The following is a 13531-nucleotide window of genomic DNA, read 5'->3' on the forward strand; positions in this document are numbered from 1 at the left end:
TCTAAATGATTATAACGCAGTTCTATGTGATTTACAAATGAACTTTTTCTAAACCATCCCTTATTATTCAAGCATTTTTAAGAATTCTTCCTCTGATATGATCGGAATTCCCAGCTCCCTTGCTTTTTTGTTTTTGGAGGAGGCAGATTGCACGTCGTTGTTAATCAAATAGTTTGTTTTTGAGGTAACGGATCCGGTTACTTTCCCGCCCCGGGACTCAATCACCTCTTTCACCTCATTCCGGTTGGCAAAATGTTCCACGCTGCCTGTTATTACAAAATTCAGATTCTCAAAAACCTGTGCTCCCGCCTGTACCTCTTCCTTTGGAATCTTTACTTCTTTGAGAAGCCTTTCAAAGAGTTCTCTGTGTACAGGATCTGCAAAATAGTCCACAAAAGCCTTTGCTATGACACCACCCACTCCTGAAATCCCGCTTAATTCCTCGACCGTAGCCTCTGTCAGCCTTCCGGGATCATAGTCCAGCGCCTTGCAGATCATTTTTGCATTCGCCACTCCGATATTGGCAATTCCCAGGCTGTATACCAGCCTGGGCAGCGTTGTATTCCTGGAGTTTTCCACACTGTTGATCAGATTGACATAGGATTTTTCACCAAATCCATCCATTGTTTTGATATCTTCTTCGTATCTGTCCAGATGGAAAATGTCTGTATAATCCTTTATGAACCCCCTTGCTATAAACTTTTCCAGCGTCGCTTCTGAGAGCCCTTCCATATTCATGGCATCCCTGCTGACAAAAAGAGCAAAGGATTTGATCTGCTTTGCCTGGCAGAGCGGATTTGTGCAGTACAGCGTTTTGGTGTCATTTTCCATAGATATCCTGGTATCATGCCCGCATACGGGACAGGCATCCGGAATGCCCTTCACACCGCTTCGGGTCAGGTTTTCCGCTATTTGCGGGATAATCATGTTGGCTTTATACACCTGGATCCTGTCACCGGCGCCGAGTTCCAGGTCTTCCATGATACTAAGATTATGCACGCTGGCGCGGCTGACCGTAGTCCCCTCCAGTTCTACGGGCTCAAATATGGCAACCGGATTGATCAATCCGGTTCTGGAAGGGCTCCATTCAATCTCCAGCAGCTTCGTCTCACGGATCTCATCCGCCCATTTAAAAGCATAGGAATCTCTTGGGAACTTTGCGGTTGCACCCAGTGACTGCCCATAGGCAATATCATCGTAGACAAGCACGAGCCCGTCCGACGGAAAATCATTTTCCGCAATCTGCCGTGCAAACCACTCTACCTGCTCCTCAATCGTCTCCGCTGTAACCAAATGGTGTTCCACCACTTCAAACCCCTGTGTCTCCAGCCAGTCAAACTGTTCAGCCCGGGAGTTATGAAAATCCACTCCTTCCGCGCTCACAAGACTGAATGCAAAAAACCGGACATTGCGTTTTGCTGTAATCTCGTTATTCAGCTGGCGTACAGAGCCGCTGCAGAGATTCCGGGGATTCTTGTACTTTGCATCCACGTCCTCAATCTCTGCATTGATCTTTTCAAAATCCTGATACCCGATCACGGCCTCTCCTCTCAGGATCAGCTCCCCAGAGTAGGGAATGTTTATGGGAAGATTTTTGAATACTTTCGCATTATTAGTTATCACTTCCCCGACTTCCCCATTGCCTCTTGTGACTGCCTTGACCAGCGTTTTATCCCGATAGGTCAGTACGATTGTCAGGCCGTCCAGTTTCCAGGAGATCACCGCCTCCTTCTCTCCGAGAAATGCCTTCAGCTGCTCCACATCTTTCGTCTTATCCAGCGAAAGCATGGGCCGCTCATGCCTCTCCTTCGGAAGCTCGCTGAGCACTTCATACCCTACATTAATGGTAGGACTGGATGCAAGAGTTGTTCCCAATTCCTGTTCCAGTCCCAGAAGTTCATCATACAATTTATCGTATTCGTAATTGCTCATAATCTCCGTGTCTTCCTGCTCATATGCACGGCGCGCACAGTTCAGGAGCTCTACCAGCTCCTGCATTCTTTTCTTCTTGTCTGCCATAAATACTCTCCTGCCTGTTTTTACATTATAATATACTCCCCCCTATCCCGGGCGGCGTTTTCTAGCTGATCACAGTTTCATTGGAGGAATCCCTGATTTGTTCATAGAGACAGTCCAGTTCCTGATCCGTCAGTTTTCGGTATTCTCCTTCTCTTAGCTTTCCCAATTCTATGTTCATAATTCTGGTTCTCACCAGATCTTTCACTTCATATCCCAGTGCCCCGCACATCCTTCGGATCTGTCTGTTCAGCCCCTGGGTCAGAATAATGGTAAATGTATACTTTCCGATCTTCTGCACCCTGCAGGGCCTTGTAACCGTATCCAAAATCGGCACGCCTGCGGACATCTTTTCCAGGAAGTCCGGCGTGATTGCCTTATCCACTCTCACCTTATATTCCTTTTCATGGCGGTTTCCCGCACGCATCATCTTATTGATGATGTCCCCGTTGTTGGTCATAAGAAGCAGGCCCCTGGAATCCTTATCCAGACGCCCGACATAAGTAACCCTAGCGGGATAATTTAAAAACCTTATAATACTGTTTTGCTCTCTGTGCTCCTCCGTGCAGACGATTCCTGCAGGCTTATTCACTGCCAGCACAACCATCTCCCCGCTGCGGGAAACCACCTTACGGCCGACGCGCACCTCCTGGCCGGGCAATACCTTCATGCCCATGCCGGCTGTTTTCCCGTCGACCATTACCCTGCCGCTCTCAATCAGGCGGTCGGCTTTCCTCCTGGAACAGACCCCGGCCTCACTCAAATATTTATTCAGCCTGACCGGTTCCTTCTTGCTCATAAATTCCTGTTTAATCTTATTGCTCACTGCCCAACGCTCCGCTTATGTTATTATCCTGGAAAAATGTGTTGCCGCTGTAAAGGAACAGCACATCAGTAATCTGATATGTTTCCATAGCATCCTGGATATTTCCGGTATAATACCTTGGGTCAATCATGACAATCTCCCGGAAATAAGGCGTCAGAAACGGTACAAAACAATTGGCGTAAGAATCCTTAACCACCAGCAGCCTGTCCCGGTTCTCCGCCATGGTTTTAATATCGATCACCGAGGTATTGCCGCCCAGAAAAACGGCGTACTTATCTCTTGTATCCAGCTGATCCGCCTCGTACAGGGAGGTGGTCTTCTTTTGTTCGTCTACATAATTCACTGTCACGTCATTATCTGTGTCTTTCGGCACATAGATGTCGATCTCTTCCCTGACATTCATACGGCAGCCGCTTTTTGCCGCCAGAATCCCGTTAAAGTCTGTGGTCACCGGATAGGACGCATACACACTTGAGACATCCGCCGAGATGCCAAGCTTCCCCGCCGCCTCCTGGAAGGCGTAAAATGCCCCCAGTGTTGTCCAGTGATGGTCTGTCTTATAGTATATCTTTTCATCCTTATGCTTATTCAGAACCTTAACCGCATCCACCCACTGTACAGAGTCTCCCAGCTCCTTTTTTACAAGGCCGATGCTGGTACTCTGATCCGCAACCGTGGCAAGGGAAGGCAGGCTGCTGCTGAGTATGTTTGCAGCATCTGGTACCAGCAGCATCGTAACCGGAATATCGCTGTAGCGCTCTGAAAATGCCTTGATGGCCGCCACATTGCTGTGTAACAAATCTTTATCCGGCGCCGCAATATCTTCCAGAAGCTGATTCTTCTTCCCAATAAATACACCATTTTCTTCTTTGCTTCCGCCAAACCGGTTCAGCGTAACCTTCAGCTTCCGCCACATATTCCTTCCGATAAACTGGTCGGACTGGTAGCTTTCATACTGTTCCATATAGCTGCCGGACGTCAGTGCGCCTATTGTCAGTTTTGGTTTTTCCGACAGCATGCGGTTCTCCTCGTCAGACTTTTTCTTATCCGGAACGAGCAGATTACCTAATATTAGTATCAGCAGGCAGATGATAAATGCTTTTCCAATAAAGCCATCAACCCACCGCTTCTTTTTCCTTCTGTTATTCTTCATATTCCCACCTAGAATCTAAAATATAAAAATGGATTAAATGACTCCGTCACCAGATATGCTATGGAGATCAAAAACATTCCGATGTACACGATCCCTGCCGCCGTTTTCTTTGCCCTGTTATTATCAAAAACCCCGACAAACCTCCGAATGAGTGAATATCCAGCTGCGGAGGATCCCAGGACTGCAACAGCATACAGGAGCCAATGGGTCAGTATAAAGTAAAGAGCCTGCTTATCTATAAACGCGCTTGCCCCCGCTCCGAACATCGCGCTCAGGTACCGCACTGCATAGCCGAGGCTCGGACTGAAGAAAAAGACCCACCCAATCAAGACAAGCACAATAGAATAAATGTGTCTCACAACATCGGGCAGCCGCTCCAGCGCCTTTCCCCAGACAAACTTTTCCAGTACAAGCAGGAGCCCATAGTACAGCCCCCAAAACAAAAAATTCCATGCGGATCCGTGCCAGAGACCGGTCAGCATCCATACCACCAGGAGATTCATAATCTGCCTGGACTGCGTACAGCGGTTCCCGCCCAGAGGAATATAAACATACTCCCGGAACCAGGTGCTCAGAGAAATATGCCACCGCCTCCAGAATTCCGTGATACTGGACGAAGTATAGGGATAGTCAAAGTTCCTGCGGAATTCAAATCCAAACATTTTTCCCAGTCCCACCGCCATATCAGAGTATCCGCTGAAATCGAAATATATCTGAAAGGCAAAAGACACACAGCCGACCCAGGCCGTCAACACCGAAAAGCTCCCCATCTGCAGGCCCGATATCTGGTCAAAAACCTGTCCCACGGAGTTTGCCAGTATGACTTTCTTTGCAAGGCCGATGATAAAATATTCGGCCCCCTGCCCAAACTTCCGCATAGTTACCGTGCGGTTTTTCAACTGTTCCTCGATGTCAATATAACGTACGATCGGCCCTGCGATCAGCTGTGGGAACATACTGATGTACATTGCAAAATACAGAATATTCTTCTGCGGCCTGACCTCTTTTCTGTAGACGTCTATAATGTAAGACAACGCCTGGAATGTATAAAATGAGATCCCAATCGGCAGCGGAAGTTCGCGGTAGGGTATATCCACCGGCAGCACGGCATTCAGGCTGTCCAGCACAAATCCATAATATTTAAAAAATCCCAGCAGAAGCAAATTGCATACAACAGCAAAAATGAGACTCCTGCGGGCCTTCTGCGGATCGCCTTCCTTGTGGTATATGTCAAGTCCGCAGATATAATTCAACAGGATGGAAAGAAGCATCAATATAATATAAACCGGCTCCCCCCACGCATAAAAAATCAGGCTGGCAATCAGCATGATTATATTCCGGAACTTGTGCGGCACTATAAAATATAACGCCAGTGTCACCGGCAGAAATATAAACAAAAACGTGATACTGCTAAATAACATTTTCCAGCTTCCTCTCCCCGTATTTTACAGACTTTTTGCAAATGCTTCTTTATACTCCGCCGCTTTGGGTGCTATGGCCAGAAAAAGGAACTTTCCCCTTACAGACAATTCCGACTGTTCCAGCAGCTGGACTTCCTTTGGTGCATAGCCCTCGAAATCATTTTTTCTATTTGCGATTCTCTTTTCGACAGCTTCCTTTACCCGTTTCATCTGTCCTTCGTTCTTCACCTTTATCAAAAGCACTTCTTCCGCAGACATACTGCTCTCGGAAGTATACAGCATCACTCCGTCATAATCCGCACTGTTAAGGCCATAGTAACGCTTCAGGCCCTGTCCTTCCGCTTTTTTCAGATTCCCGGTATCCAGGACAGACTCCACCGCCTTCTGTATGGTTTCAAAAGACTTGGTGCTGCCGCTCGTATAGATCATCAGCAGAACAATATAGACAAGAATCACAGCCATTACCACATACTTGGCGATCTCCGCAACACCAGGACGTTTTGTGCTTCCCGCCCCATTTCTGCTCTCCACATGGTCTAATTCTCTGTTCATCATAGTGAGGCCACCTCCGCCATCCTGTTCAGCCAGAAGGGATAGAAAGACGCTTTAAAATGTACACCATCCTCCTCATAATAACTGTCTGACACAAGTTCCGTATTATCGATGAAGGCGATCTGCCTCTTGTCGCACAGGGAATGCAGAGCTTCATTATACTGATCCAGGTTCTTATAAGCCGGTTCGCGTTCAATCTCCTGTTCCTGCACAGGAAAGATCGAGTTCACAAAAATCTTGGCATCTGGTAGTTTCTCCTGAAGTTTCTTAAACAGCTCATCGTACTGCTTCACAAACTCATCCGTATCCCCTCTGGTTGCAATAATATCATTCATCCCATAGGCAAGGAAAATAACCTGGGGATTAATCTGCGCCACACTTTCGATCTGCTCATCCAGCTGATCCAGTTCCACGCCAATCTTTGCCACAACACTGGAAGCATTTAGAAGATCATATTCCATAAATGCCTCAGAGATGGAATCCCCCATAATTACAGCGTTCGCAAAAACAGCCTTATAATTTCTGTTCTTAATTTCCTCCTGAACTTCCTGATTCTCTCTGTCCTTCTCCTCCAGCTTTTCCATCTTATTCTCAATATTCTTCACATCCGCTGAGGACGCCTGTTTTATAATCTCCAGGCCCTCGGAAGTATCCACCTTATTCCTGGTCAGGCTGTTGATTCCCTCCGCTGCAAGTATAATGACAATCACCAAACCGACCGCCGCACAGCAGTATATAATCGACTTTCGTCTTTTCATTTTCATCATATGTTACTAAGACCTTTCGCTTTATCCTGTTTCCGTACTTTTTATAATACTTTTTTTACCCTTAAAAGTCAATCTTTCCACCTGATTCGCCTCATTTTTCATTACTGTTTTGACAGAGCCATTTTTCTCCTACCCGCCGCCCGGATTTTATGTTACAATAACAAACAGGCTTTATTTGATAATCATCGCGGAGGAAAACAATATGATCGCACTGCGCCTAACCAGTATTAAAGACTTTATGTCACACCTTCTGTTATCCGAAACATTCGACAGCTTCCAATTCATAGAAGGAGAAATCGTCACCTTCAACACATTCACAATAGACGGTTTCGTCCAAAAGCCCTTTTACCCCGAAGAAGAAAACATTCCGGAATACTCCCTCTGGAAAACCCTGAGAGAGTACTGCTTCACCCTGATCAAAGGCAGAAAAACCCCACTCAGTTTCAAATTCATCTTCCGCCTGTCCCCCCAGAACACCGCCCGCCTCATAGCCCAGAACCGCCTGGACTTCACCCCCGACCAAATCCAGGGCCTATACCTCAACATCCGCTATGACGGCACAACCCTCCAATGCATAACAGGCACCTCCCTAAAAACCTTCACCATGGACAAATCCCTCGAAAAATCCTGGGACACCATGGTCCAAAAATTCTTCACCCAAAAACAAATCCCCTACGACCTGGAAGCTTAGGCAAAGCCTAAGCTTCCACTACTTCAGCCTTCCCCCTACGACGCAAGGAGGTACACATCCACAGCCTCCAGCAATAAGAATGCAAACCACCTCTCCATTCGGCCCTTACCTATCTCCTGAAACAAAAGACTTACCTATCTCCTGACTGGTCAACTGGTCAACAGCCCATCCCCGTCCCCCTCTCGTCCCCGAACTGCCTCCCCCCTAAGTAATCCTCTGCCAATTTGATGAACCCAGCCATTCCCGTCCGGCATAAGGGATTTTGCGGGACAATTGGATTTAGAGATTAGATTTACTTAATGAAAAAAGAGCTGTGACTGGGGACAAAACTGTGATTCCGAATCACAGTTTTGCCTGGACCCGTAGTGTGAAATTCATCAGAATTTCACACTGCGTGTCCAGGTTGCCCCAGTCACGGCTCTTTTTTCATTTAGTAAATCAATCTCCAAATCCAGTCCCGCAAAATCCCTTATGCCGGACGGGAATGGCGCCCCTTCTCCAATCCAGCCCCCTTACTTAGTAAGCAGCATCATAATCTCATTACTGCGTTGTACGAATGCCGTCATCTCTGCCGGGCTCAACGGTTTATGAGCCAGCATAGCCAGATCATAAAGCTGTCTGCAGATGATAGGTACGCTCTTACTGCGTTTATGCTCTAAAACAAACTTGACAAGCGGATGGTTTGCATTTAAGATCAAGGTTGCCTGGCTTCCGAACATACCGGCATCCATACCACCCATGCTGTACATCTTCATCATCTCTTCCATACGTCTGGACTGCTCAGAAAGCACTGCCATGGAAGCTACATTATCGTCTTTGAGTTTTTCGACTTTCACATCCAGCTTATCATTGTTCAGCTCTTTTCGGAAGATTTCAATCAGGCTGTCTGTGGTTTTCTTAAACTCTTCCTTTTCTTCCTCTGAAACCTCATCTTTCAGGGAATCATGCACATCCGCATCAATTCTCAGGAATCTCACCTTCGGGTTGCGCTGCTCCAGATAAGTGATAAATGCGGAATCAATGTTGTGTGTCAGCAGAATCGCATCCTGGTCGTGTTCTTTGAACATATTGATATACTGGCTCTGCTGCTGTTCATTTGTTACATAGTAAATGTCGGTCTTGATCTCCTCTACTTCATTCTCGGCCTTGTTCTCTGCTTCATTTTCGTCAGCACTATCTTCTGCCTTTTCCTCCCGATCATTCGGAGTTACGACGGAACCGCCGTTAGCCTCGATTAACTCTTCCAGTGTTAAATATTTATGATCCAGGTTTTTAAATAAAATAGAATCTTTGATTTTCTCACCGAACTTTTCATCCTTCAGGCAGCCAAACTTGATAAATGGACTGATGTCATCCCAGTATTTTTCATAGTTTTCCTTGTCGGTCTTAAACATTCCGTTGAGTTTATCTGCAACTTTCTTGGAAATATAATCCGCCACTTTATTCACAAATCCATCGTTCTGCAGGGCACTTCTGGAAACATTCAGCGGCAGGTCAGGACAGTCAATGACACCTTTTAATATCATCAGGAATTCCGGAATGACTTCTTTGATGTTGTCCGCAATAAATACCTGGTTGTTGTACAGTTTAATGGTTCCCTCGATGGAATCGTATTCTGTATTGATTTTCGGGAAATAAAGAATTCCCTTGAGATTAAACGGATAGTCCATGTTCAAGTGAATCCAGAACAATGGTTCCTTATAATCCATAAATACCTTGCGGTAGAAGTCAATATACTCCTCTTTTGTACATTCACTCGGGTTCTTTGCCCAAAGAGGATGAATATCGCTGATGGATACCGGGCGTTTTACAATCTTGACTTTTTTCTTCGGTTCGCCTTCTTCGCCCTCTTTTGGCTCTTCCGTGATATGCTCTACGACTTCGTCCGTATCAAGCAGTTCTTCCTCATCAATTGTCTCATAAGACGGCGCTTCATTTTCCTTGGAAAGGAAGATCTCTACCGGCATAAAGGAGCAGTATTTTTCCAGAACTTCCCTTGCCTTGTACTCATTCGCAAACTGTAGGCTCTCCTCATTCAAAAACAGGGTTATCTCGGTACCTACATCGGTTTTATTACCGTCCTGCATCTCATATTCTGTGCCGCCCTCGCTTACCCAGTGTACCGGAACCGCACCTTCCTGGTAGGACAGCGAGTCAATATGAACCTCATCCGCCACCATAAAAGAAGAGTAGAATCCCAGACCGAAATGTCCAATCATCTCATCCTCAGTCGTTTTATCTTTATACTTCTCCAGGAACTGGGTAGCACCGGAGAATGCGATCTGTGTAATATACTCCTCTACTTCACCCGCTGTCATACCCAAGCCATTATCAATAAACTTTAATGTCTTCTCCTCCGGGTTAACAATAACCTGAATCTTTGCCTTGTAATCATCCGGCAGTTCATATTCCCCCATCATGTCCAGCTTTTTCAGCTTTGTGATGGCGTCACAGCCATTAGATACAAGCTCGCGCATAAAAATATCGTGGTCAGAATATACCCATTTCTTAATAATCGGAAATATATTCTCGCTGTCAATGGATAAGTTACCTTTTTTTGTTCCCATATATAACACTCCTTTTCATTATAATAGCTGTTTCGTAAGCCTTTATTACCACCTAGAAGATATTCTAATACACTGGATTTCAAAAGTCAATAAAAAGTTAGCACTCTTTATAGATGAGTGCTAATAAAATAATAAAAAAAATAAAAACTTTATAAATCGGGATTTAGTGACGAGCTTTAGTCTCGGCGCGGATGGGGACGCTCCATAAAGGGATAGCTGAAAGCCTCCCGGAGAACATCCATGTCCTTTCAAAAACGCGGCCGCGGACCTAAGAAATTCTAGGCGGGAAACAGCCCTGAAAATGGAGCACCACTGACACATCACGAGAAATCATCGGATTTCTCGTGATGTGTCAGTGGTGCTCCATTTTCAGGGCTGTTTCCCAAGTTTTTGCTGAACCCAGCGCGGGAAATCATCAGATTTCCCGTAATGTGTTCAGCGTACCCGCCTATCCGGCATCGGGTGTTCTAGAATCACTTAGCAGCACGGGTGCATATCGCAACGGCATATACAGCCCCAGCGCCTTCCCGGCCTCCCTGTCATGAAGCGTCCCCGTCCGTCGACAAGTCTAAAGCTTGCCGACTAAATCCCGATTTTCTCTTGACAAAGTGTAATGCTGGCGTTATGATCAATATGACCAAATAATTTTAATTAGTCATATTGATCGGAGGATTAATTATGCCAAAGTTCAACGATACTGAAAGAAAAATGATTAAGCAAAAATTACTGCAGGAAGGTGAACGTTTATTTACTTCATATGGTATCAAAAAAGTATCCATTGATGAGATTGTACAGGCCGCCGGTATTGCGAAAGGTTCCTTTTATTCTTTTTACTCGAATAAAGAACACCTCTACATGGATATTTCTGCAAATCTGCAGTTAAAAATGTGGGGTGACATGGATGCATTTTTGAATAATCACCGTTCCTTGCCGCCAAGGGATCTTTGTAAACAGTGCTTTCTCTGGATGTTTGGGGAACTGGAGCGCTATCCTATGCTGAGCCAGACGAACAGTGAAATCGCCGAATATCTGTTCCGCAAACTTCCTCCGGAAGTGATTGAAGCACATACCCGGGACGACAGTCATGAACTTATTAAGCTGCAGGAATATGGGGTGCATTTTACATGCGGCATTGAAATTGCAACAAAAACACTGCAGACACTGGCGATTAGTTTTCTCAGCCTGCAGCAGGAGCAGACAGATGATCAGCAGACTATTATGGGAATCATCCTGGATGGTGTCTTAAAGGAGATTGTAAGCGATGAAAGTAATTGATGTCCAGAATGTTTATCTAAAATATCCGGCCTCAAAGGATGATACTATACGAGGGATTAGTTTTGATGTAAAGCAGGGCGAAATATTTGGCTTTCTCGGTCCGTCCGGGGCTGGAAAAAGTACCGTACAGAAAATATTAACAGGAACTCTCCGCGATTATCGCGGGAGTGTCCGTGTTTTTGGTGACGAGATCAGGCACAGAACCAGCGATTATTATGAAAATATCGGTGTGGATTTTGAGTTTCCCAACTTTTATGAAAAATTTACCGCGCTCGAAAATTTAAAGTATTTTGCTTCGATTTATTCCGTCAGAACAACCGATCCATTGGAACTTTTAGAAAAGGTTGGCCTTCGCCCTGATGCCGGCAAAAAAGTCTCCAGCTATTCAAAAGGTATGAAAATGCGGCTTGGTTTTATACGTTCATTGCTGCATGATCCCAAACTGCTCTTTCTGGACGAGCCCACCAGCGGCCTTGATCCTGCAAATGCAAGGGTGCTGAAGGATATGATATTGGAACAGAAAAAGAAGGGAAAGACCATCATATTAACGACCCATAACATGCATGATGCGGAGGAACTCTGCGACCGTGTTGCTTTTATTGTTGACGGTACGGTGAAAACGATAGATTCGCCGCATGCTTTGCGTAAAAGCAGATTTGATACAGAGGTTGAATATTGTTTTTCCGATCATGGAAAAGAAAGACAAAGTGTTTGTACTCTTTCCAGTCTGGCCGATGCCCGGGACTTTCAAACCGCAATGAAAAATGGGACACTGACCAGTATTCATTCAAAAGAACCGACGCTTGAGGATATCTTTATTTCATTGACAGGGAGGGGCTTACAATGAGATTTTTTCACGCCTTAAAGAATGATATCCGGTTTCAAATAAAATATGGTTTTTATTTTCTGTACGCATTCTTCAGTGGGGTTTATATTGCAGTGCTGCTTTTAATCCCCTCCCAATACAAGATAATGGCAGCTTCCCTTATCATATTGACGGATCCTGCCATGCTTGGTGTATTCTTCACAGGCGGCATCTGGCTGCTGGAAAAGGGAGAGGGCTTACATCGTTTTTGGAGTGTTTCCCCTCTTCGTCCCTGCGAGTATATATTGTCAAAATCTATATCACTGGCAATTCTGTCAACGATATCGGCTGATCTTATTGTGTTGATCAGTATGAGAAGTATCGTCCGCTTCGTATCCTTGTCTTTCAGTGTATTCATTGGAGCCGTAGCGTTTAATCTCATTGGGCTGATTGCGGCTTCCTATGCACGTTCCGTAAACCATTATATGATCATTGCCGCCCTCCCCACAGTATTATTATCAATTCCTCCTGTTCTGACTGCATTCGGAATGACTCATCCACTTTTAAAGATATTTCCGGGGACAGCGCTGTGGCATATGATCGTCAGTTCAATTGATGCAGCAGGACATATAAATGTACTGCCGGGAATTGTTCTGGTTCTATGGCTTGTAGTGCTTTTAGTACTAGCATATAAACGGATTCGTAATGCATTACAATCAGAAGGAGGCAAGAATTTATGAAACATACCGTGAAGCTCTTCCAAATTGGCCTGAAACAAATATCAAAAGACGGAATGCTAATTGTCCTGATACCAGCGCCATTTTTAGCAGGCATATTTTTTAAGCTTGCTATTCCTTTTTTCAACACAGTTCTGACATCTGAATTCTCGTTCCCCTTAACAGCCTGGTATGGCCTTGCCGACGGTATGCTGATTTGTCTGGCCCCCTTGTTTACGGCAATGATATCCGCATTTTTATTGCTAGAAGAGAGAGATGAAGGATTAAATGCATTTTATCAGATTACCCCGGCAGAAGGATATTCTTATTTAGCGGCGCGTATTGGTTTACCAATGACAGGGGCATTCATAATCACGATATTCGTCGCTGCAGCTTTCAATCTTTCCTCCCTATCTTTTGGAGTCATTCTCTCAAGCTCTCTGATCAGCAGTTTTACAAGTATATTTTTAGCAATGATGATTGTATCGGTTGCCGGAAACCGTGTTGAGGGACTTGCGCTTTCAAAACTAATGGGGATCAGCTTCCTAGGGCTTATCTTAATATGGTTTATTCCTGCTCCCTATTCTTACTTCATGGCTTTTCTGCCTTCGTTCTGGATTGGAAAAATATTGATGGACGGAGTAAATGTATTTACCTTTGCATTTGGCGTAATATCCTGCTTCTTATGGATTGCTTTTTTCACCCGGAAATTTTTGAAAAGAGTGCAGTAATAAGATGTATG

Annotated in this window: 12 protein-coding genes; 5 read left to right on the forward strand and 7 right to left on the reverse strand. The window is 45.1% G+C overall.

All coding sequences use genetic code 11. The features are described 5' to 3' along the window. Positions 1-63: 63 nt before the first annotated feature. The 6 genes from ligA to BN1938_RS15965 all read right to left on the reverse strand — a co-directional run bounded on the left by ligA (position 64) and on the right by BN1938_RS15965 (position 6726). Positions 64-2019 carry an NAD-dependent DNA ligase LigA gene (gene ligA, locus BN1938_RS15940; protein ID WP_050641538.1) on the reverse strand — a complete coding sequence of 652 codons (1956 nt, stop codon included), beginning with the start codon at positions 2017-2019 and terminating at the stop codon, positions 64-66. A 61-nt stretch (positions 2020-2080) separates the two neighbouring features. Continuing rightward, the gene (locus BN1938_RS15945) at positions 2081-2842 is read right to left on the reverse strand and encodes a pseudouridine synthase (protein WP_050641539.1); all 762 of its coding nucleotides are present in this window, start codon (positions 2840-2842) and stop codon (positions 2081-2083) included. Next, positions 2832-3995 carry a DHHW family protein gene (locus tag BN1938_RS15950; RefSeq protein ID WP_025655040.1) on the reverse strand — a complete coding sequence of 388 codons (1164 nt, stop codon included), beginning with the start codon at positions 3993-3995 and terminating at the stop codon, positions 2832-2834. The genes BN1938_RS15945 and BN1938_RS15950 overlap by 11 nt, the downstream gene beginning before the upstream one ends. A gap of 8 nt (positions 3996-4003) precedes the next feature. Next, a complete protein-coding gene (locus tag BN1938_RS15955; RefSeq protein ID WP_050641540.1) occupies positions 4004-5416 on the reverse strand; it encodes an MBOAT family O-acyltransferase in 1413 nt (470 codons plus the stop codon). Between the two features lie 24 nt (positions 5417-5440). Further along, positions 5441-5971, reverse strand: coding sequence for a DUF4358 domain-containing protein (locus BN1938_RS15960; protein ID WP_025655038.1), 531 nt, complete (start codon positions 5969-5971; stop codon positions 5441-5443). Then, a complete protein-coding gene (locus BN1938_RS15965; RefSeq protein ID WP_240285638.1) occupies positions 5968-6726 on the reverse strand; it encodes a GDSL-type esterase/lipase family protein in 759 nt (252 codons plus the stop codon). The genes BN1938_RS15960 and BN1938_RS15965 overlap by 4 nt, the downstream gene beginning before the upstream one ends. Positions 6727-6937: 211 nt before the next feature. Here BN1938_RS15965 and BN1938_RS15970 point away from each other — a divergent pair, with 211 nt between their 5' ends. Further along, complete coding sequence (locus BN1938_RS15970; protein WP_025655036.1) at positions 6938-7426, forward strand: DUF5721 family protein; 489 nt, start codon at positions 6938-6940, stop codon at positions 7424-7426. A gap of 512 nt (positions 7427-7938) precedes the next feature. Here BN1938_RS15970 and htpG read toward each other — a convergent pair. Then, a complete protein-coding gene (gene htpG, locus BN1938_RS15975; RefSeq protein WP_050641541.1) occupies positions 7939-9993 on the reverse strand; it encodes a molecular chaperone HtpG in 2055 nt (684 codons plus the stop codon). Positions 9994-10671: 678 nt separating this feature from the next. Between htpG and BN1938_RS15980 the strand changes: the two genes are divergently transcribed. From BN1938_RS15980 to BN1938_RS15995, 4 genes are read left to right on the forward strand one after another with little or no spacing between them, the layout of a single operon-like run. Further along, on the forward strand, positions 10672-11268 hold the full coding sequence (locus BN1938_RS15980) for a TetR/AcrR family transcriptional regulator (RefSeq protein ID WP_050641542.1): 597 nt from the start codon (positions 10672-10674) through the stop codon (positions 11266-11268). Then, positions 11255-12115, forward strand: coding sequence for an ABC transporter ATP-binding protein (locus tag BN1938_RS15985; protein ID WP_050641543.1), 861 nt, complete (start codon positions 11255-11257; stop codon positions 12113-12115). Before BN1938_RS15980 ends, BN1938_RS15985 begins: the two co-directional genes overlap by 14 nt. Next, the gene (locus BN1938_RS15990) at positions 12112-12813 is read left to right on the forward strand and encodes a fluoroquinolone export ABC transporter permease subunit (protein ID WP_025655032.1); all 702 of its coding nucleotides are present in this window, start codon (positions 12112-12114) and stop codon (positions 12811-12813) included. Before BN1938_RS15985 ends, BN1938_RS15990 begins: the two co-directional genes overlap by 4 nt. Continuing rightward, a complete protein-coding gene (locus BN1938_RS15995) occupies positions 12810-13520 on the forward strand; it encodes a hypothetical protein (protein WP_050641544.1) in 711 nt (236 codons plus the stop codon). Before BN1938_RS15990 ends, BN1938_RS15995 begins: the two co-directional genes overlap by 4 nt. Positions 13521-13531: the final 11 nt, after the last annotated feature.

This window comes from Eubacterium sp. SB2, assembly GCF_001244405.1.
Taxonomy (GTDB): domain Bacteria; phylum Bacillota; class Clostridia; order Lachnospirales; family Lachnospiraceae; genus Faecalicatena; species Faecalicatena contortus_B.

Excerpts from the sequence above, each read along its gene's own strand:
- ligA (WP_050641538.1), bottom strand. The coding sequence starts at position 2,019 with ATGGCAGACAAGAAGAAAAGAATGCAGGAGCTGGTAGAGCTCCTGAAC.
- BN1938_RS15950 (WP_025655040.1), bottom strand. The coding sequence starts at position 3,995 with ATGAAGAATAACAGAAGGAAAAAGAAGCGGTGGGTTGATGGCTTTATT.
- BN1938_RS15955 (WP_050641540.1), bottom strand. The coding sequence starts at position 5,416 with ATGTTATTTAGCAGTATCACGTTTTTGTTTATATTTCTGCCGGTGACA.
- BN1938_RS15960 (WP_025655038.1), bottom strand. The coding sequence starts at position 5,971 with ATGATGAACAGAGAATTAGACCATGTGGAGAGCAGAAATGGGGCGGGA.
- BN1938_RS15965 (WP_240285638.1), bottom strand. The coding sequence starts at position 6,726 with ATGAAAAGACGAAAGTCGATTATATACTGCTGTGCGGCGGTCGGTTTG.
- BN1938_RS15970 (WP_025655036.1), top strand. The coding sequence starts at position 6,938 with ATGATCGCACTGCGCCTAACCAGTATTAAAGACTTTATGTCACACCTT.
- htpG (WP_050641541.1), bottom strand. The coding sequence starts at position 9,993 with ATGGGAACAAAAAAAGGTAACTTATCCATTGACAGCGAGAATATATTT.
- BN1938_RS15980 (WP_050641542.1), top strand. The coding sequence starts at position 10,672 with ATGCCAAAGTTCAACGATACTGAAAGAAAAATGATTAAGCAAAAATTA.
- BN1938_RS15985 (WP_050641543.1), top strand. The coding sequence starts at position 11,255 with ATGAAAGTAATTGATGTCCAGAATGTTTATCTAAAATATCCGGCCTCA.
- BN1938_RS15990 (WP_025655032.1), top strand. The coding sequence starts at position 12,112 with ATGAGATTTTTTCACGCCTTAAAGAATGATATCCGGTTTCAAATAAAA.
- BN1938_RS15995 (WP_050641544.1), top strand. The coding sequence starts at position 12,810 with ATGAAACATACCGTGAAGCTCTTCCAAATTGGCCTGAAACAAATATCA.